At 71.7% G+C, this 19,102-nt stretch carries 15 protein-coding genes; 5 read left to right on the top strand and 10 right to left on the bottom strand.

What is annotated here, in order from left to right; translation table 11 throughout:
- Positions 1 to 3: 3 nt before the first annotated feature.
- The 4 genes from H297_RS0126840 to H297_RS0126825 form a co-directional block, all read right to left on the bottom strand.
- A complete protein-coding gene (locus H297_RS0126840; RefSeq protein ID WP_027739569.1) occupies positions 4 to 1,032 on the bottom strand; it encodes a hypothetical protein in 1,029 nt (342 codons plus the stop codon).
- A 116-nt stretch (positions 1,033 to 1,148) separates the two neighbouring features.
- Positions 1,149 to 2,756 carry a polyamine aminopropyltransferase gene (locus H297_RS0126835; RefSeq protein WP_027739568.1) on the bottom strand — a complete coding sequence of 536 codons (1,608 nt, stop codon included), beginning with the start codon at positions 2,754 to 2,756 and terminating at the stop codon, positions 1,149 to 1,151.
- A gap of 39 nt (positions 2,757 to 2,795) precedes the next feature.
- Positions 2,796 to 3,380, bottom strand: a complete 585-nt coding sequence (locus tag H297_RS0126830; protein ID WP_027739567.1) for a DUF2617 family protein — start codon at positions 3,378 to 3,380, stop codon at positions 2,796 to 2,798.
- Between the two features lie 249 nt (positions 3,381 to 3,629).
- Positions 3,630 to 3,920, bottom strand: coding sequence for a hypothetical protein (locus H297_RS0126825; protein WP_027739566.1), 291 nt, complete (start codon positions 3,918 to 3,920; stop codon positions 3,630 to 3,632).
- A gap of 138 nt (positions 3,921 to 4,058) precedes the next feature.
- Between H297_RS0126825 and H297_RS0126820 the strand changes: the two genes are divergently transcribed.
- Positions 4,059 to 5,270, top strand: a complete 1,212-nt coding sequence (locus tag H297_RS0126820) for a pyridoxal phosphate-dependent aminotransferase (RefSeq protein ID WP_027739565.1) — start codon at positions 4,059 to 4,061, stop codon at positions 5,268 to 5,270.
- Positions 5,271 to 5,483: 213 nt separating this feature from the next.
- Here H297_RS0126820 and H297_RS0126815 read toward each other — a convergent pair whose 3' ends face one another.
- Together H297_RS0126815 and clpB are read right to left on the bottom strand one after the other, a co-directional pair.
- Positions 5,484 to 6,017: a YbjN domain-containing protein gene (locus H297_RS0126815; protein WP_027739564.1), complete on the bottom strand. Its 534-nt coding sequence runs from the start codon at positions 6,015 to 6,017 to the stop codon at positions 5,484 to 5,486.
- Between the two features lie 141 nt (positions 6,018 to 6,158).
- Positions 6,159 to 8,816: an ATP-dependent chaperone ClpB gene (clpB, locus tag H297_RS0126810; RefSeq protein WP_027739563.1), complete on the bottom strand. Its 2,658-nt coding sequence runs from the start codon at positions 8,814 to 8,816 to the stop codon at positions 6,159 to 6,161.
- A gap of 222 nt (positions 8,817 to 9,038) precedes the next feature.
- Here clpB and H297_RS0126805 point away from each other — a divergent pair, with 222 nt between their 5' ends.
- Positions 9,039 to 9,947 carry a serine hydrolase gene (locus tag H297_RS0126805; RefSeq protein WP_027739562.1) on the top strand — a complete coding sequence of 303 codons (909 nt, stop codon included), beginning with the start codon at positions 9,039 to 9,041 and terminating at the stop codon, positions 9,945 to 9,947.
- A 59-nt stretch (positions 9,948 to 10,006) separates the two neighbouring features.
- On the opposite strand, the gene H297_RS0126800 is transcribed toward H297_RS0126805, so the two are convergent.
- Genes H297_RS0126800 through dnaK form a run of 4 tightly spaced genes read right to left on the bottom strand, consistent with a single transcriptional unit; the run spans position 10,007 to position 14,359 of the window.
- Positions 10,007 to 10,495, bottom strand: coding sequence for a heat shock protein transcriptional repressor HspR (locus H297_RS0126800; RefSeq protein WP_037795516.1), 489 nt, complete (start codon positions 10,493 to 10,495; stop codon positions 10,007 to 10,009).
- 1 nt (position 10,496) lies between these two features.
- Complete coding sequence (gene dnaJ, locus H297_RS0126795; protein ID WP_027739560.1) at positions 10,497 to 11,705, bottom strand: molecular chaperone DnaJ; 1,209 nt, start codon at positions 11,703 to 11,705, stop codon at positions 10,497 to 10,499.
- Between the two features lie 27 nt (positions 11,706 to 11,732).
- Positions 11,733 to 12,482 carry a nucleotide exchange factor GrpE gene (grpE, locus tag H297_RS0126790; RefSeq protein WP_027739559.1) on the bottom strand — a complete coding sequence of 250 codons (750 nt, stop codon included), beginning with the start codon at positions 12,480 to 12,482 and terminating at the stop codon, positions 11,733 to 11,735.
- Positions 12,479 to 14,359 carry a molecular chaperone DnaK gene (dnaK, locus tag H297_RS0126785; RefSeq protein ID WP_027739558.1) on the bottom strand — a complete coding sequence of 627 codons (1,881 nt, stop codon included), beginning with the start codon at positions 14,357 to 14,359 and terminating at the stop codon, positions 12,479 to 12,481. The genes grpE and dnaK overlap by 4 nt, the downstream gene beginning before the upstream one ends.
- 366 nt (positions 14,360 to 14,725) lie before the next feature.
- On the opposite strand from dnaK, the gene H297_RS0126780 reads away from it, so the two are divergent.
- The 3 genes from H297_RS0126780 (at position 14,726) to H297_RS0126770 (ending at position 19,061) form a co-directional block, all read left to right on the top strand.
- Positions 14,726 to 17,077 carry a (Fe-S)-binding protein gene (locus H297_RS0126780; RefSeq protein ID WP_027739557.1) on the top strand — a complete coding sequence of 784 codons (2,352 nt, stop codon included), beginning with the start codon at positions 14,726 to 14,728 and terminating at the stop codon, positions 17,075 to 17,077.
- 376 nt (positions 17,078 to 17,453) lie between these two features.
- On the top strand, positions 17,454 to 17,858 hold the full coding sequence (locus tag H297_RS0126775) for an ATP-binding protein (RefSeq protein WP_027739556.1): 405 nt from the start codon (positions 17,454 to 17,456) through the stop codon (positions 17,856 to 17,858).
- A gap of 177 nt (positions 17,859 to 18,035) precedes the next feature.
- Positions 18,036 to 19,061 (top strand): Yip1 family protein, encoded by a 1,026-nt coding sequence (locus H297_RS0126770; protein ID WP_027739555.1) that lies wholly within the window; start codon positions 18,036 to 18,038, stop codon positions 19,059 to 19,061.
- The last annotated feature ends 41 nt before the right edge of the window (positions 19,062 to 19,102 follow it).

The raw sequence follows: 19,102 nt of genomic DNA, 5'->3' as shown, positions 1-19,102 counted from the left end.
GTCTCAGCGGCGCCGCCGCAAGACCCGGCCGACGACCACGGCGCCGGCGACCACGACGGCGGCCGCGGGAGCGGCCCACCGCAGGGTCGCGGTGGCCGCGGACTGGTCCGGAGCGGGCACCGGCGCGTACCGCCCACGGGGCGGGGCGTGGTCCACCTCTTCCGCGCTGCGCCCGATCATCGTGCGCCGGGCGTGCGCCGCCTCCGCGCCGAGCCCGCCGGAACCGAGCGCGTCCCCGTCGGCGGGTCCGCCCTCGCCCGGGGTCCCCGCCGGCGTCCCGCCCCGTGCCTCCGCCGACGCCTCCGCCGACGCCTCGGCCGCGTCGAGGTCGTTCTCGTCGTCGCGGCCCAGCGAGGAGGGCGGGATCTCGGTCTCGAACAGGGGGGAGCGCTCGGGCTCCGACTCCGGTTCCGGGATGCCGGGGATGGCGCGCTCGTTGTCGTCGGGGGCGCCGATGCCGCCGGAGACGTTCCCTGCTCCCTCCGGCGCCGCACCACCCGCGGCGGCCTCCCCTTCGGGACTGCCCGGCGGCGGCTCCTCGCGGATGCTCTCGCCGAGGGCGGCGGCGAACCGGTCCAGCAGGCGGACGCCCGCCGAGGAGGCGGTCCCGGCCTCGATGCCGGCCAGCCGCCCGGTACCGGTGACGGTGCCGACGCACACCAGCGCCGTGCCCTCGCCGTCGTCCGCGGAGCGGGGTTCGACGGTGAGCGCCAGTTCGACGGTGCCCTGGCCGCGGGCCTCGCTGCCGCTGCCCTCCACTTCCAGCCGCTCCAGCGCGTCGAGCGCCGCGGTGGCACCGGTGGGGGCGTGCGGAATGAGGGTGAGGCTGCCGCGGTAGGTGATGGTCGAGCCGCCGATCCGTACCTTCAGCCGGCCCGCCACCTGCGCGGTGGAGCCGCCGCTGTCGGACGGTCCGGCGCCGTCCGCACCGTCCTGCTGCAGTCCGGGGACGCAGCGGGCGACGCGCGCGCTGTCGGCGAGGGCGGCCCGTACAGAGCCGACGGAAAACGGAACGTACACCTCGTGCTCCATGGGGCGGAGCCTATTACCCCGCAGTCCGCCGGACATATGACCGGGCCGGATGTTTCCGGTGCGCCGCCCTCCTCGCCCCGCGCCCCGGCCGCCGCCTCCCCTCCCACGGGAGGTACTCATCCGCCTCCCTCCGGGTACCGGGGGTGCATCAGCGTCGAGGGCGGCAGTGCGCCGCTGCCTCCGGTGCGTTCGGCGAGCCGCGCGCCCGCCAGCAGGTTGCCGCCGCCCGGTGCGCAGGTGTTCGGCGCACCGCCCCCGGGAAGCCACGCCAGCAGGAAGCCCGGCCCGTCGCCCTCCCGTTCGTAGGGACAGGTGCTCAGCCCGGCGGCACGCAGGGTGGCGTCGACCGTCCAGAAGTCCCGCGGCCGTGCTCCGGGTGGGCCCGTGCGGACGGCCAGCCGCCCCTGGTGGTTCAGCGCGCGGGCGGCGAGCCCGTAGAACTCCTGCGAGTACAGCTTGGCGCCGGCGGCGACCCGCGGCTCCGGCAGCGCGGCCACGATCACGTCGTAGCCCCGCCCGCCCGCACGCGTCGGACCCGTGCCAGCCGGACCCCGCGGCCCGGAGCCCGCCCGCTGACGCAGCCAGCGGAAGGGGTCCGCGCTCTCCACCCGGACCCGCGGGTCGTCCAGTGCCCCGTCGTTGAGGGCTCGCAGTCCGGGATCGCGACGGGCGAGCCGGGCGACGCCGGGATCCTGGTCGACGAGGGTGACCCGCTCCACGCCCGGCCGGCGCAGCACCTCCCGCAGGGCGAGCCCGTCGCCGCCGCCGAGGACGAGGACCCGGGCGTGCGGGCCTGCCATCGCGGGGCGCACGAAGGCCCGGTTGGCCGCGTGCGCCTGCCTGCCCCGCACCGAGAGCCGGCCGTCCTGGAAGAACCGCAGTTCGCCCGCATCCGACCACTCGGTGCGGGTGGCGCCGCCGGTCAGCACCAGTTCCTGCTCGTCGGTGCGGACGGCGACGCGGATGTCACCGCCGTAGACGGCCCGGCGGGCGGCGCCCTCGAACGGGGCGACGAACGCCGAGCCGGCCAGCAGCAGGGCCAGCGTTCCTCCGCTGGCGGACAGCAGGTGCCTGCGCACCCGCGGGGGCAGTTCGTGCCGGAAGAGCCACTGGACGACCAGGCCGCCGGCCAGCACGTTGACGACGCCGGTCAGCAGGGCGCCGGTGAGCTGGCCGAGGAGCGGCAGCAACAGGAAGGGGAAGGTCAGTCCGCCGACGAGCGCGCCCACGTAGTCGGCGGCGAACAGGTCGGCCAGCGCGCCGCCCGCGTCCTGCCGGCGGATGCGCTGGATGAGCGTCATCAGCAGCGGCATCTCGGCGCCGACGAGCACGCCGATGGTGAAGGAGATGACGACGAGTGCGATGCGGGCCTCGCCCAGCCACGCGAAGCACGCGTACAGGGCCATGGCCGAGCCGCCGCCCACGAGGGCGAGCAGCGCCTCGACGTAGCCGAAGCCGGCGGCGGCGTGGCAGGGGAGCCGCTTGGCGAGCAGGGAGCCGACGCCCATCGCGAAGACCATGACGGACAGCACGACGGACGCCTGGGTGACCGAGTCGCCGACCAACGAAGAGGCCACGGCGACCAGTTCGAGCTCGTAGACGAGGCCGCAGGCGGCGCAGACGAAGACCGAGGCGAGCACGATCCCGCGGCCGAGCCGGGCGGGGACGGGCAGGGGTGCCCGGTCCGCGGCGGCCTGGGCACCGGGCGGGGAACGGTCGATCATGCACGCACGCTACGTCACATCTTCATCACCATCGGTCACTCACATGGGTGCTTCCACCGGGTTCAACCCCGAACACCCTGTCAATTCCGGGCCGATGATCCGCGCGGTGCGCGGGCCCACGGCACCGGCCGCCACCCGGGTACGGGTGGCTACCAGGCAGCCCTCCTGCGGATACGCGTGCCAGGTGCGCCAGCGCAGCTGCCCCTCGTGACACTGGGCGAGCAGCGCGGTGAAGGCGCAGGGGTCGCCCGGGAAGGTGCCCGCCAGTCCGTGCGGGTGTTCCGCGACCAGCGCGAGCAACTCCTGCGCTCGCCCCGCGAACGAACCGGGTGAGAGCTGTTCGACCCGCGCCGCGAACTCGTACTCCCACTCCCCGAAGCGTTTGGAGACGCCCAGGGGGAGGGGGGCCGTACTGCCGGGCAGACAGGCCACGGTCTCCGAGAAGTTGCCGTACTCCTCGTCCAGCAGCACTTGGTGCGAGGCTCCCAGGAGCCTCAACTGCACGTGGGTTCCGCCCAGTTCGACGTCCATGCGGGCGAGGGCGGGCAGCGGCTCGCGGCCCAGTGCCCAGGCGAGCTCGTGCGCGCGGGTGTCGGTGTAGGCGGTCTTCAGGGTGGTCAGCATGCGTCGGCTCCGCAAACACGCAGGGAGGGTGGGCCGCCCCACCCCTCGACCACCCGACGCCGACGGGCGAGGGACCCGGAGGCGTCGGGGACGACAGTTCACGATTCACCGAATCACGGAATGCGCCGCATCCTCAGCGCTTTTACCCAAGTTCTCCGGATTTCCATCCTATCGGTATGGATCAGGTCAGGTGTTCCCTTCTTGACGGGTGTGCGCCTCAACTCCGGGGCGCCCGGCGGCGAAAGGCCGTCAGTTGCCGCCACCCCCGCCGCCGCCGCAGCCACCGCCTCCGCCGCAGCCGCCGCCCCCGCCGCACGAAGAGCCGCCACCGCAGGACGAGCCCCCACCGCAGGAGGAGCCGCCGCCGCACGAGGTGCCGGTTCCGCAGCCACCGCCGCCGGCGCCGCCGTGCCCCGCGCCGCCCGCCCACCAGGAGCTCTCGGCACCCCGCCGCCGGCGCTGCCGCGTAGCGGCGAGTCCGATGACGGGCAGCACCACGATCAGGATGAAAGCGATGACGATCCAGCCGCCGGTTTCCATGCGCGTATCCCCCTACGTCACACGTTCCGTCTGCACGGGGTGGCCGTCCCGCCCCGCAGTCCACGACGGCTCCTGCCCGCCGGGCGGCAGCGCAAGACAGAGTTGAGGAAGACCAGAGCTTGCCGCAGGATGACCGCCATGACTGCTGGCCACGCCGCCGCCCCGGGAGGGCGCCCGCTGCTCAACCGCCGCCTCGCCGAGTTCGGCACCACGATCTTCGCCGAGATGTCCGCGCTCGCCACCCGCACCGGCGCGCTCAACCTCGGCCAGGGCTTCCCCGACACCGACGGGCCCGAGGCCGTCCGCGAAGCCGCCGTACGCGCCGTGCGCGACGGACGCGGGAACCAGTACCCGCCGGGCCCCGGCATCCCCGAGCTGCGGCAGGCGGTGGCCGGACACCAGGCCCGTTTCCACGGGCTGCGCTACGACCCGGACACCGAGGTGCTGATCACCGCGGGTGCCACGGAGGCGATCGCGGCCTCGCTGCTCGCCCTCGTCGAACCCGGTGACGAGGTGATCGCGCTGGAGCCCTACTACGACTCCTACGCCGCCTCCATCGCCATGGCGGGCGGACGGCGGGTGCCGGTCACCCTGCGGCCGCACCCCGGCAAGGCGGCAGCGGGGGAGGGCAGCTACCGGCTGGACCTGGACGAGTTGCGGGACGCGGTCACCGACCGCACCCGCCTCCTGCTGCTCAACACCCCGCACAACCCCACGGGCACCGTGCTGACCCACGAGGAGCTGTCCGCCGTCGCCGCGCTGTGCGTCGAGCACGATCTGCTCGCGGTCACCGACGAGGTGTACGAGCACCTGGTCTTCGACGGCACCCACCACCCCCTCGCGGGCTTCCCCGGCATGCGCGAGCGCACGGTGACCATCTCCTCGAGCGGCAAGACGTTCTCCCTCACCGGCTGGAAGGTCGGCTGGGTCACCGGCACCCCGGAACTGGTGACCGCGGTGCGCTCGGCCAAGCAGTACCTGACGTTCGTGTCCGCCGGTCCCTTCCAGTACGCCGTCGCGGAGGCCCTGGCGCTGCCGGACAGCTACTACACGGAGCTGCGGGAGGGGATGCGTGCCCGCCGGGACCTGCTGGCCGCGGGGCTGCGGGATGCCGGGTTCGGGGTGTTCACCCCGGCGGGCACCTACTTCGTCACCGCCGACATCCGCCCGCTGGGCTGGTCGGACGGCGTCGCCTTCTGCCTGTCGCTGCCCGAGCGCTGCGGCGTGGTGGCCGTCCCCACCCAGGTCTTCTACGACCATGCGGAGGCGGGTGCGCCCTACGTCCGGTTCGCGTTCTGCAAGCGCGAGGACGTCCTCTCCGAGGCGGTCAGCCGCCTGCGGAGGCTGTGAGCGCCGGGCCGGGTGCCCGCCGGCTTTCCGGCCCGACACACGAAGGCGGCCGGTCCCCCGTCGGCCGGCCGCCTTCCGGGCCGGTCCCCCGTGCTGCCGGCCGCTTCCCCCGTGTGCGCGGTGTCCGCGCTGTATGAGGACGAGTATCCCGCGCGCCGCGGAGCCCCGGTACCTGACAGGTGTCAGGGGTCGGGGAAGCCCGGCAGCAGGGGATTACGCGCCCTCGCCGTCCTCGCCCTCGGAGGAGTCGACGTCCTTGCCCAGGCCGAACTGCTCCACCAGCCACTTGTCGAACTCGATGGAGGCCCGCACCCAACTGACCGTGCTGGAGACGAAGTGCTCCAACGAGACGCCGGTGCCGATCAGCATCTGCGCCTCACCGATCAGGCGGACGCTGCCGTCGTCGTGGGTGTGGCTGTAGACCTTCGGCCACAGGGTGCGGCGGTTCCAGTCGTCGATGGCTTCGAGGAGCTTGGGCTTGTCCTCGATGGAGTGGTGCCGGTCGTAGAACGTACGTACCGAGAAGACCTGCTGCTCCGCCTCACCGCGGAACATGAAGTAGGTGCGGAACTCCTCCCACGGCGCTGCGAGGTCTCCCTCGTCGTCGACGACGTACTTCAGCTCCATCTGGTCGAGGAGCTGCTTGACGAGGTCCTGGTCGGGGAGGATCGGGCCGGTCGGCCCCGACTCCTCCGGCTCCTCGGGCTGGCCCCCGAAGTTCGGGATCGAGGACGGGTCGATGCTCACGTGGGTGTTTCCCTTCATACGGCTTCGGCCATCCTCCCGCACCGGCCCCCCGGCATGACAACCCTGCCGGGGCCCGGCGCCCCCCGATCACCGGGCAGGCCCACACCCGCCCGGTGATCGGGGGCTCGGCACAGGCGTCGCTCAGCCCGCCGCGGGCGCGTCCGCGGCGGAGCCGACCAGCAGCCCGCTCCAGCCCTCGACGTGGTCGACGCGGACCGTGTCGCCGTCCCGGACGTCCCCGGCGAGGATCTCCCGGGCGAGCTGGTCCCCGATGGCCGTCTGGACCAGGCGGCGCAGCGGACGGGCGCCGTAGGCGGGGTCGTTGCCCTCCAGCGCCAGCCAGTCGAGCGCGGCCGGGGTGACGTCCAGGTGCAGGCGACGGTCGGCGAGCCGCGCCTGGAGGGCGTCGATCTGGAGCTGGGCGATGCGGCGCAGCTCGTCCCCGGCCAGTGCGGAGAAGACCACCAGGTCGTCGAGGCGGTTGAGGAACTCGGGCCGGAAGGCGGCCCGCACCGCGGCGAGCACCTGTTCGCGCTTCTCCTCCTCCTTCTCCAGGGGGTCGATCAGGTGCTGGCTGCCCAGGTTGGAGGTGAGGATGAGGATCGTGTTGCGGAAGTCGACCGTGCGGCCCTGGCCGTCGGTGAGCCGGCCGTCGTCGAGGACCTGGAGCAGCACGTCGAAGACGTCGTGGTGCGCCTTCTCCACCTCGTCCAGCAGCACGACGCTGTACGGGCGCCGCCGCACCGCCTCGGTGAGCTGACCGCCCTCCTCGTAGCCGACGTAGCCGGGAGGCGCGCCGACCAGGCGGGCGACGCTGTGCTTCTCGCCGTACTCGCTCATGTCGATGCGGACCATGGCCCGCTCGTCGTCGAAGAGGAAGTCGGCCAGCGCCTTGGCCAGCTCCGTCTTGCCCACGCCGGTGGGGCCCAGGAAGAGGAAGGAGCCCGTGGGGCGGTCGGGGTCGGCGATGCCGGCCCGGGTGCGGCGTACGGCGTCCGAGACGGCACGCACCGCCTCGCCCTGGCCGATCAGCCGCTTGCCCAGCTCCTCCTCCATCCGCAGCAGCTTCTGCGTCTCGCCCTCCAGCAGGCGGCCCGCGGGGATGCCCGTCCAGGAGGCGACGACATCGGCGATGTCGTCCGAGCCGACCTCCTCCTTCACCATCTTGTCCCGCTTGTCCGCCTGGCCGGCCGCGGCCTCCTTCTTGGCCTTCTTGGCCTTCTTGGCCTCTTCCTCCTCCTCGGTGGCCGCCGCCAGCTCCCGCTCGGTCGCCGGGATCTCGCCGTACAGCAGCTTGGAGGCGGTGTCGAAGTCGCCGTCCCGCTGGGCGCGCTCGGCCTGGCCGCGCAGCTCGTCCAGCTTCTCCTTCAGCTCACCGACCCGGTTGAGGCCCTGCTTCTCCTTCTCCCAGCGGGCGGTCAGCCCGCGCAGCTCCTCCTCCTTGTCGGCCAGCTCGCGGCGGAGCCGCTCCAGCCGGTCGACGGAGGCCGGGTCGGTCTCCTTCTCCAGCGCCAGCTCCTCCATCCGCAGCCGGTCCACGGCGCGCTGGAGCTCGTCGATCTCGACGGGCGAGGAGTCGATCTCCATGCGGAGCCGCGAGGCCGCCTCGTCCACCAGGTCGATGGCCTTGTCCGGCAGGAAGCGTGAGGTGATGTAGCGGTCGGACAGGGAGGCGGCGGCCACCAGGGCGCTGTCGGAGATCTGCACCTTGTGGTGCGCCTCGTAGCGCCCCTTGAGCCCGCGCAGGATCGCGATGGAGTCCTCCACCGTCGGCTCGGCCACCAGCACCTGCTGGAACCGCCGCTCCAGCGCCGGGTCCTTCTCGATCCGCTCGCGGTACTCGTCCAGCGTCGTGGCGCCGACCATCCGCAGCTCGCCGCGGGCCAGCATCGGCTTGAGCATGTTGCCCGCGTCCATCGCCGAGTCGCCGCCGGCGCCCGCGCCGACGACCGTGTGCAGCTCGTCGATGAAGGTGATGATCTGGCCGTCGCTCTCCTTGATCTCGGAGAGCACGGTCTTGAGCCGCTCCTCGAACTCGCCGCGGTACTTCGCGCCGGCCACCATCGCGCCCAGGTCCAGCGCCACCAGCCGCTTGTTCCGCAGCGACTCGGGCACGTCGCCCTTGACCACGCGCTGGGCCAGCCCCTCGACGACGGCCGTCTTACCGACGCCGGGCTCACCGATCAGCACCGGGTTGTTCTTCGTACGGCGCGAGAGCACCTGCACCACGCGGCGGATCTCGTGGTCCCGGCCGATGACCGGGTCCAGCTTGCCCTCACGGGCGGCCGCCGTCAGGTCGGTGCCGAACTTCTCCAGCGCCTTGTAGGTGCCCTCCGGGTCCGGATCGGTGACCCGCCTGCTGCCGCGCTGCTCCTGGAAGGCGGCCAGCAGCTTCTTGTCGGTGGCGCCCTGCTCGGCCAGCAGCTCGGCGGTGGCTCCGCCCTTGGCGGCCAGCGCGATGAGCAGGTGCTCGGTGGAGACGTAGCTGTCGCCGAGCTCCTTGGCGCGCTGGGTGGCGTCCGCGACGACCGCGAGCAGGTCGCGGTCGGCCTGCGGCCTGCTGACCGTCGAGCCCTGGACGGTGGGCAGTGCCGCGAGCCGGCGCTCGGCACCCGAGCGCAGCGCCGCCTGGTCCGCCTCGACGGCGGCGATCAGGTCCTGGATGTTCTCGTTCTCCTCGCCCGTGAGCAGGGCGAGAAGCAGATGGGCCGGGGTGATGTCCGGGTGGCCCTCGGCCACCGCCCGCTCGTTGGCCGCGCTGATCGCGTCCCGGCTCTTGTTGGTCAGCTCCGCGTCCACTGTCCTGCGCTCCTCCTCCAGTGCGGCCTGACAGGCCTTCCCGGCTGCCTGCGGCGCCCAACCTCTGGCGCTCGCTTCCTCTTGCCACCTACAGCATGCAACAAGTTGAGTCTATTCCACTCAATCCATCGAACGGACTACTATCCGGCTTAGTTCCCGGCCGCTCCCGGCCGCGGATCCCTTCCAACCCGCCGCCCCCACAGCGGCACTTGGAGCTGACCAGTGAAATTCGGCCTTGCCAGCACGCGCCGCGCCGCCACCGTGCTTCTGACCTCGGGAGCCGTGCTGGCCACCGGCGCAGTGACCGCCCCCGCCCAGGCCCAGGCACCCGCCCTGGCCGCCGCGGCGAAGAAGCCCTCCATCGCCGCCAAGGGCGGCTACGTGATGAACAGCGGCACGGGCAGCAGCCTCTACACCAAGGGCGCCGACACCCGACGGTCCACCGGATCGACCACCAAGATCATGACGGCCCGCGTGGTGCTGTCCCAGAAGAACCTGAACCTGAACCGCAAGGTCACCGTCCAGAAGGCCTACAGCGACTACATCGTCCGCAACACCGCCTCCTCGGCGCGGCTGATCGTCGGCGACAAGGTCACCGTCCGCCAGCTGCTGTACGGGATGATGCTGCCCTCCGGCTGCGACGCCGCCTACGCGCTGGCCGACACCTTCGGCAGCGGCTCCACCCGGTCCGCCCGCGTGAAGTCGTTCATCGGCAAGATGAACACCGCCGCCAAGGGGCTCGGGCTCAAGAACACCCACTTCGACTCCTTCGACGGCATCGGCAAGGGCAGCAACTACTCCACGCCGCGCGATCTGACCCTGCTGGCCCGCGACGCGATGAAGAACGCGACCTTCCGGTCGGTCGTGAGCACCCGCTCCACCAAGCAGAAGACGGTCACCAGCAGCGGCGGGTACCGCGCCATGAACTGGAGCAACACCAACCCGCTGCTGGGCACCTACAGCGGGACCACCGGCATCAAGACCGGCTCCGGGCCCGAGGCCAAGTACTGCCTCGTCTTCGCGGCGCAGCGCGGGGGCAAGACGGTGGTCGGCACCGTGCTGGCCTCCACCTCGTCCGCGAACCGTACGAAGGACGCCAAGAAGCTCCTGTCCTACGGCTTCGCCAAGTAACGAGCAGACCGCGTCCGGGCGGGCCGCCTCCACACCACGGTGGGGCGGCCCGCCCGGAGTCAGTCGCGGGGGCGGGGGCGCCAGACGACCAGGGCGCTGGACTGGCGTACGTCCTCGTAGGGCACCAGATCACGCCGGTAGGAGGCGTGCACCTGGGCCTCCCGCTGCTGCATGGCCGCCGCGGCGCCCTCGACCGCGGCCGACAGCTCCGCGACCCGCGACTGCAACGCCGCGACCTGGTGCTCCAGCTCGATGATCCGCTTGATGCCGGCGAGGTTGATCCCCTCGTCCTGGCTGAGCCGCTGCACCTCGCGCAGCAGCTCGATGTCGCGGGCCGAGTAGCGGCGGCCCCGCCCGGCCGTACGGTCGGGCGAGACCAGTCCCAGCCGGTCGTACTGCCGCAGGGTCTGCGGGTGCAGGCCCGAAAGCTGCGCGGCGACCGAGATGACATACACCGGGGTCTCGTCAGTCAGCTCGTACGCCGCGGCACGTGAGGCGCGCGCCCCACCTGCGGCGAAAGTCCGTCTGCGTGTGTCCCGGCCGTCCACCTCAGTCTCCCTTCGCCGCCTTGAACAGCGCGGCCCGCGGATCCTCGTCCGCGAGCGCGTCCTGGAGCGTCTCCAGCGCGTCCCGCGCCTCGTCGTTGAGCTCCTTGGGCACCGTGACCTCCACCGTCACCAGCAGATCGCCACGGGTGCCGTCCTTACGGGTCGCTCCCTTTCCGCGGGCCCGCATCGTGCGCCCGGAGGGGGTGCCGGCCGGCACCTTCAGGGTGACCGGCGGGCCGCCGAGCGTGGGCACCTTCACCTCGCCGCCGAGCGCCGCCTCCACGAAGGTGACCGGCACGGTGACCGTCAGGTTGTCGCCCCTGCGCCCGAACACGGGGTGCGCGTCCACGTGCACGACGACGTACAGGTCGCCCGCGGGGCCGCCCCGCTCGCCCGGTGCGCCCTTGCCGCGCAGCCGGATGCGCTGCCCGTCGGTGACGCCCGCGGGGATGCGGACCTGCATCGTGCGCGAGCTGGTGGCCCGGCCCGATCCCTTGCAGGTGGTGCAGGGGTCCTGCGCGATCAGTCCGCGCCCCTTGCAGTCCACGCACGGGTCGGTCAGCGAGAAGCCGCCGCCCGCGCCGCGCGAGACCTGCCCGGTGCCCACACAGGTGGGGCACACCCGCGGGGTGCCGTTCTTGTCGCCCGTACCGGCGCAGTCCTTGCACGCGGCGTGCGAGGACATGCGCAGCGGGACCGTGGCCCCGTCCACCGCCTCGGTGAAGCTGAGCGTCACCTCGGACTCGATGTCCTGGCCGCGCCGCGGCTGGGTGCGGGTGCCGGCGCCGCCGCGGTTGAACAGCCCGCCGAACACGTCGCCGAGCCCGCCGCTGAAGCCACCGGGCCCACCGGGCCCGCCGGCCCCACCGCCGGGGCTCTGACCGCCGCCGAACAGGTCGCCCAGATCGAAGTTGAACGTCCCCGCGCCACCGGCCCCGCCCGGGCCCCCGCCGCCCGGCCGGAACCCGCCGTTGCCGAAGAGGGTGCGCGCCTCGTCGTACTCCTTGCGCCGCTTGGCGTCGCCGAGCACGTCGTACGCCTCCGAGGCGTCCTTGAAGCGCTCCTCGGCCTTGGGGTCACCGGCGTTGGCGTCCGGGTGGTTCTCCCGGGCCAGCTTGCGGTACGCCTTCTTGATCTCGGCCTCGGTGGCGTCCTTGGGGACGCCGAGGACCTTGTAGTAGTCCTTCTCGATGAAGTCCTTTGTACTCATCCCCGACGTCCCTCCTCCCGTCCGCGGTCAGCCCTCGTCCGGGCCACCGTTCTCCTCTTCTGCTGCCGATGCCTCGGAGCCTGCCTCGCCCTTGCCGCCGCCCGAGGCACCGGGCTGCGGCTCGGCGACGCCGACCCGCGCGGGACGGATGGTCCGCTCGCCGATCCGATACCCGGGCTGGAGGATCTGCACGCACGTCGTCTCCGTGACATCCGGAGAGTAGGAGTGCATCAGCGCCTCGTGCACCGTCGGGTCGAAGGGCTCGCCCTCCTTGCCGAACTGCATCAGGCCCATCTTGGCCGCGACCATCTCCAGCGACTCGGCCACCGACTTGAAGCCGCCGACCAGCTCGCCGTGGTCCCGCGCCCGGCCGATGTCGTCCAGCACCGGCAGCAGCTCGGTGAGCAGGTTCGCGACGGCGATCTCCTTGACCGCCGCCCGGTCCCGCTCGACCCTGCGGCGGTAGTTCTGGAACTCCGCCTGGAGCCGTTGCAGGTCCTGCGTACGCTCGTTCAGCGCCGTGCGTACGGCCTCCAGGTCGCCGCCGCCCTCGCGGGCCTCGCCGCCCTGCTCCTGACCGGCCTCTTCCGTCTCCGGCATGTCCTGCGCGCTCACATCGCCCTCTGCGCTGCTCTTCAGGGTCTGCCCGTCCCCGGCCGTCGGCCCGGGGGCCGCCCCCTCCTCGGGGACGGCCCGGTCGGCAGTCACGGACTCACCGGCGTCGGCGGGGACGTGGGGCTTCGGCTCCTTGCCGGGGCCCGCGGTCTCCTCCGTCACGCCGCACCGTCCTTCGGCTTCTGCTGCTCGTCGTCGACGATCTCGGCGTCCACCACGTCGTCGTCCGCGCCGCCCTCGGCCTTGCCCGCACCGGCCCCGTCGGCCGCACCGGCACCGGCCTCGGCGCCGCCGGCCTGGGCCTGCTGGGCGTCGGCGTACAGCGCCTGGCCCAGCTTCTGGCTGGTGGCCGCGACCTTCTCGGAGGCCTCACGGATCGCCGCGGTGTCCTCGCCCTCGAGCTTTTCCTTCAGGTCGGTGAGGGCGCCCTCGACCTCCGACTTGGTGTCGGCGGGCACCTTCTCCTCGTTGTCCTTGAGGAACTTCTCGGTGGTGTAGACGAGCTGCTCGGCCTGGTTGCGCGTCTCGGCGGCCTCGCGGCGCTTGTGGTCCTCCTCCGCGTACTGCTCCGCCTCGCGCATCATGCGCTCGATGTCGTCCTTCGGCAGGCTGGAGCCGCCGGTGACCTGCATCTTCTGTTCCTTGCCCGTGCCCAGGTCCTTCGCGGACACGTGCATGATGCCGTTGGCGTCGATGTCGAAGGTGACCTCGATCTGCGGCACGTTCCGCGGCGCCGGCGGCAGACCCGTCAGCTCGAACATGCCCAGCTTCTTGTTGTACGCCGCGATCTCCCGCTCGCCCTGGAAGACCTGGATCTGCACCGACGGCTGGTTGTCCTCCGCCGTGGTGAAGGTCTCCGAGCGCTTGGTCGGAATCGTGGTGTTGCGCTCGATCAGCTTGGTCATGATGCCGCCCTTGGTCTCGATACCGAGCGACAGCGGCGTCACGTCCAGCAGCAGGACGTCCTTGACCTCACCCTTGAGCACACCCGCCTGGAGGCTGGCACCGATGGCCACGACCTCGTCCGGGTTCACACCCTTGTTGGCGTCCTTGCCGCCGGTCAGCTCCTTGACCAGCTCCGCGACGGCCGGCATCCGGGTGGAGCCACCGACGAGCACCACGTGGTCGATCTCGCTGAGCTGGATGCCCGCGTCCTTGATCACGTTGTGGAACGGCGTCTTGCAGCGCTCCAGCAGGTCCTGGGTCAGCTGCTGGAACTGGGCGCGGGTGAGCTTCTCGTCCAGGTGCAGCGGGCCCTCCGCCGAGGCGGTGATGTAGGGCAGGTTGATCGTGGTCTCGGTGGACGAGGACAGCTCGATCTTCGCCTTCTCCGCGGCCTCGCGGAGACGCTGGAGAGCCATCTTGTCCTTGGACAGGTCCACGCCGTGACCGGACTGGAACTGCTTGACCAGGTAGTCGACGATGCGCTGGTCCCAGTCGTCACCACCGAGGTGGTTGTCACCGTTGGTGGCCTTCACCTCGACCACGCCGTCGCCGATCTCCAGCAGCGAGACGTCGAACGTACCGCCACCGAGGTCGAAGACCAGGATCGTCTGGTCCTCCTTCTCCAGGCCGTAGGCCAGGGCGGCGGCGGTCGGCTCGTTGACGATCCGCAGCACGTTGAGGCCCGCGATCTCGCCGGCCTCCTTGGTGGACTGGCGCTCCGCGTCGTTGAAGTACGCCGGAACGGTGATGACGGCGTCCGCGACCTTCTCACCCAGGTACGACTCGGCGTCCCGCTTCAGCTTCTGCAGCACGAAGGCGCTGATCTGCTGCGGGTTGAACTCCTTGTCGTCGATACCGATCTTCCAGTCGGTACCCATGTGCCGCTTGACCGACCGGATGGTCCGGTCGACGTTGGTGACGGCCTGGCGCTTGGCCACCTCACCGACGAGGACCTCGCCGTTCTTCGCGAAGGCCACGACGGACGGCGTGGTCCTGGCGCCCTCGGCATTGGTGATGACGGTGGGCTCACCGCCTTCGAGAACACTGACGACGGAGTTCGTCGTACCCAGGTCGATGCCGACCGCACGAGCCATTTCGGGTTCCTCCAGGCTTTCTGCTGACGTTCTTGCTTGAGTGAAGCTGACTCAAGAGTGCATCAGCCGGATCAATGCGTCAAGAAGCATGAGTCAGGGCGACTCAAGGTCTGTGCTGACAGTGCGCGCATGGTCGACCACAGGGACCCGGTCGCCCGCCCCAGGACCCCGCCCCGGGAGCCCCGGGAACCCCGAGCACTCCGGCGGCCCCGCCCGGCGCACCGGGTTTCCAGCCCGGGGACGCCCCAGGAGGCGACACAAATCACCGGGCACGCGGTGCAGCGATCCGCAGGGAGTGGGTAGTCTCGTACGGACTGGATAAGTTACTGCTTAGTAAAGACGACCTCCGTGCTCCGAGGAGCCGCTATGCAACTCGCCGCCATCGTCATCACGCTGGTCCTCAGCGCGGTCGGCGTTGCGCTCATCGCCCGCGCAGTCGCGCAGATCTACCGCTTCGTGAAGCTCGGACAGCCGCTCCCCGCAGGCACGCGCAAGGACAGTCCCAAGCAGCGAACGGCCACCCTCGTCAAGGAGTTCCTCGGACACACGAGGATGAACCGCTGGGGCGTGGTGGGCGTCGCGCACTGGTTCGTGGCGATCGGCTTCCTCACCCTGCCGCCGACGATCATCAACGCCTACGGACAGCTCTTCCAGGCCGACTGGACGCTCCCGGTCATCGGCGACTGGCTGCCGTACGAGCTCTACATCGAGTTCATCGGCGCCGCCACCACGCTGGGCATCCTCGTGCTGATGGTGATCCGGCTGCTGAACCTGCCCTCGCGCGCGGGCCGCAAGTCCCGGTTCGCCGGCTCCAAGGCATGGCAGGCCTACTTCGTCGAGTACGTCATCTTCCTCATCGGCCTCGCCATCCTGATGCTCCGCGGCCTGGAGGGCGCGCTGCACGGGGTGGACGGCTACGAGCCCGCCTACTTCGTCTCGTACCCCCTGGTCGCCGCCTACGACGGGCTGGACACCGGGACGCTCCAGACGCTCGTCTACCTGTGGGCGCTCATCAAGCTCGGCACCACCATGATCTGGATGATCACGGTCAGCCTGAACACCAACATGGGTGTGGCCTGGCACCGGTTCCTGGCCTTCTTCAACATCTGGTTCAAGCGTGACGCGCGGGGCGGCACCGCGCTGGGTGCGCTCCAGCCGATGATGTCCGGCGGCAAGGAGGTCGACTTCGAGACCGCCCTGGACGACGAGAACGAGGACGCCGAAGAGGTCCGCTTCGGCGCCTCCCAGGTCGAGGACTTCTCCTGGAAGGGCATCCTCGACTTCTCCACCTGCACCGAGTGCGGCCGCTGCCAGTCGCAGTGCCCCGCCTGGAACACCGGCAAGCCCCTCTCGCCGAAGCTGCTGATCATGTCGCTGCGCGACCACGCGCACGCCAAGGCCCCCTACCTGCTGGCCGGCGGCGGCAAGACGATGGAGGGCGAGGAGAAGGCCACCGCGGAGCAGCTCAAGGCCGTTCCGCAGTCCGCCCTCGACGAGGCCGAGCGCCCGCTGATCGGCACCGCCGAGGAGAACGGTGTCATCGACCCCGACGTCCTGTGGTCCTGCACCACGTGCGGCGCCTGCGTCGAGCAGTGCCCGGTCGACATCGAGCACGTCGACCACATCGTCGACATGCGCCGCTACCAGGTGATGATCGAGTCCGCGTTCCCGTCCGAGGCCGGGACGATGCTCAAGAACCTGGAGAAGAAGGGCAACCCCTGGGGTCTGGCCAAGAAGCAGCGGCTGGAGTGGACCAAGGAGCTCCAGCGGGAGACCGACTTCGAGGTGCCGATCGTCGGCAAGACGGTCGAGGACCTCACCGAGGTCGACTACCTGTACTGGGTCGGCTGCGCCGGCGCCCTGGAGGACCGCGCCAAGAAGACCACCAAGGCCTTCGCGGAGCTGCTGCACATCGCGGGCGTCAACTTCGCGATCATGGGCGGCGACGAGAAGTGCACCGGTGACTCCGCCCGCCGTCTGGGCAACGAGTTCCTCTTCCAGCAGCTGGGCGAGGAGAACGTCGCCAACCTCAACGCCGCCTTCGGTGAGGACCCCGAGGAGGGTGTCACCGTCGAGCAGTCGAAGAAGAAGATCGTCGCGACCTGCCCGCACTGCTTCAACACGCTCTCCAAGGAGTACCCGCAGCTCGGCGGCCACTACGAGGTCATCCACCACACGCAGCTGCTGCAGCACCTCATCGACGAGGGCAAGCTCGTCCCCGTCACCCCGGTCGAGGGCCTGATCACGTACCACGACCCGTGCTACCTGGGCCGCCACAACAAGGTCTACACGCCGCCGCGCGAGATCATCGGCCGGGTACCGGGGCTGCGGAACGAGGAGATGCACCGGCACAAGGAGCGCGGCTTCTGCTGCGGCGCCGGCGGTGCGCGCATGTGGATGGAGGAGCGCATCGGCAAGCGCATCAACAACGAGCGCGTGGACGAGGCGCTGTCGCTGAACCCGGACATCGTCTCCACCGCCTGCCCGTTCTGCCTCGTCATGCTGACCGACTCGGTCAACGGCAGGAAGGCCGCGGCCGGCAACGACTCCGCCCCGGGCGGGCAGGTGAAGGAGCACCTCCAGGTCGTCGACGTCGCCCAGCTCCTGCTGAGTTCCGTGAAGACGCCGCCGGCCGATCCGCCCGCCGACGAGGACGAGACGACCGCCGACCCGGACCCGGACCCGGCCCCGGAACCCGAGCCGGAGCCCGCGAAGTAGGCGCGGCGCCTCGCGGTGCCGCAGTCGCCCAGCGGCGCGGTCACCCGGCGGCGCAGTCACACAAGACGGCCGGTCCCTCTGCCGGGGGACCGGCCGTCGCGCGTTTCCGGCGCCCGCGTGGTCAAATGCGATCAGTTACCGCACCACACGAGCCAAACCGTTGTCGCGGTATACCCATTGCCGCCTGCCGGGCCTAGCCTCACCTCACGCGCCCACGCACGCGGCGCGGACCGGAACGCGAGGAGGAGCCACAGGTGGCGGACCGCCAGGCCCCGGGCCGCTCGGCCCAGGACGGACCGGCCGAACACGACCGGCCCCCGGGCCCGGACGCGGGTACGCCCGCATTCCTCCTCCCCGCGCGAGAGGAGGGCGCCGCATGCTGAGTCCCGAACTCCTCTGCCGGCTGCGCTTCACCCTCCGTGACCTGCCCCGGCTGCGCGCCGAGGTCGAGGCGTGCGCCGCGTCCGCCGGCCTGGGCGAGCCCCGTCGCGGTGAGTTCGTCGTCGCCGTCGACGCCGTGGCCACCAACGCCGTCGAGCACGCGGGCGGCGGCGGCCGGCTCGTCCTGCGCAACCTCGGCAGCGAGCTGGAGTGCGAGGTCGCCGACTCGGGCCCCGGCTTCAGCGAGGACGTCATCCCCGAGCTGCTCCCCGGCCTGGACGGCGGCCCCAGCGGCCGCGGCCTGTGGCTGGCGAAACTGGTGACCGACCGCCTCACGGTCGCCGACGCGGCCGGTCAGGGATCCGTCGTCACCTTCGCCGTCCGCCTCCCCTCGTCCTGAGCGACCACCAGCCCCTCAGAAGGAGGGACGCACGGGCCTGAAGGAGGAGCGGCTCCGCCCCGCGGGGGACCGGGCCCGCAGCCGTCCCCTAGGGGATGTCACAGGTCAGCAGCGATGTCCGGCCATCTCCCCCGGCTCCGGCACGCACGGTCCGCGTGAGAGGGTACGTTCGAGGGCGTGGCTGGATTCAGGAGCGGACGCGGCCGGGACTCCCGGGGCGCGCAGCAGTATGGGCAGTACCCGCAGCGTCCTGCGGGTCCGCAACACCCGGCGGGTCCGCAGCGCCCCGCGGGTCCGCCGTACCCGCAGCAGGGACACGGCCCACCTCCCGGCCCCGGCGGCACCTGGCCGGACGGCGGCGGAGCCGGGTACGGCGAGCCGGAGTACTTCGGCGACCCGCACAGCGCGCCCACCTACCCGGGCAACGGCGGCCCCGCCGGATACGGCGCCCCGGGTGCGCCCGGCGGCCCGGGTCCGGGCCGCGCGCCCGGTGGTCCGCAGGGCTGGCACGGACAGGATCCGCAGGCCAACAGCCCCGGCCACACCCAGTCGTTCAGCATCCACGACCCGTACGGCCCCGACGACGGCTCCGGCCACCCGGGCGGCTACTACGGCGACGGCGCCACCTACCACGCGGGCAACTCCCCGGCGCCGCCGTCCGGGCCCCGGCTGCACTGGAAGGACCTGCTGAGCGGGATCGTCCTGCGCCCCAACCCCACGTTCTGGCAGATGCGGGACCACCCGATGTGGGGACCCGCGCTGATCGTCACGTTCGTCTACGGCCTGCTCGCGGTCTTCGGTCTCGACCAGGCCCGCGAGGACGTCATCAACACGACGATCGGCCAGGCCGTCCCGTACGTCCTGTCCACCGGCGTGGCCATCGTCGTCGCCGGGCTCATCCTCGGCGCCGTCACCCACACGCTGGCCCGCCAGTTCGGCGGGGACGGGGCGTGGCAGCCCACCGTCGGGCTGGCCATGCTCATCATGTCGCTCACGGACGCGCCCCGGCTGCTGTTCGCCCTCTTCCTGGGCGGCACGGCGCCCCTGGTGCAGGTGCTGGGCTGGGCGACCTGGGTGCTCGCCGGGTTCCTGTTCACCTCGATGGTGAGCCGCTCCCACGATCTGCCCTGGCCGCGCGCCCTGGGCGCCTCCGCCCTCCAGCTCCTGGCCCTGCTCTTCCTGATCAAGCTCGGGACGCTTTAGCCGCCGCAGCCCCCGTTCCGGCCGACGCGTCCGGCCCCGGT

The sequence above is a fragment of the Streptomyces sp. CNT360 genome, from assembly GCF_000424785.1.
This window is presented reverse-complemented; position numbering and strand designations above follow the sequence as displayed.

Coding starts and splice junctions, on each gene's coding strand:
- H297_RS0126840 (WP_027739569.1), bottom strand. CDS start 1,032: ATGGAGCACGAGGTGTACGTTCCGTTTTCCGTCGGCTCTGTACGGGCC.
- H297_RS0126835 (WP_027739568.1), bottom strand. CDS start 2,756: ATGATCGACCGTTCCCCGCCCGGTGCCCAGGCCGCCGCGGACCGGGCA.
- H297_RS0126830 (WP_027739567.1), bottom strand. CDS start 3,380: ATGCTGACCACCCTGAAGACCGCCTACACCGACACCCGCGCGCACGAG.
- H297_RS0126825 (WP_027739566.1), bottom strand. CDS start 3,920: ATGGAAACCGGCGGCTGGATCGTCATCGCTTTCATCCTGATCGTGGTG.
- H297_RS0126820 (WP_027739565.1), top strand. CDS start 4,059: ATGACTGCTGGCCACGCCGCCGCCCCGGGAGGGCGCCCGCTGCTCAAC.
- dnaJ (WP_027739560.1), bottom strand. CDS start 11,705: ATGAGTACAAAGGACTTCATCGAGAAGGACTACTACAAGGTCCTCGGC.
- dnaK (WP_027739558.1), bottom strand. CDS start 14,359: ATGGCTCGTGCGGTCGGCATCGACCTGGGTACGACGAACTCCGTCGTC.
- H297_RS0126780 (WP_027739557.1), top strand. CDS start 14,726: ATGCAACTCGCCGCCATCGTCATCACGCTGGTCCTCAGCGCGGTCGGC.
- H297_RS0126775 (WP_027739556.1), top strand. CDS start 17,454: ATGCTGAGTCCCGAACTCCTCTGCCGGCTGCGCTTCACCCTCCGTGAC.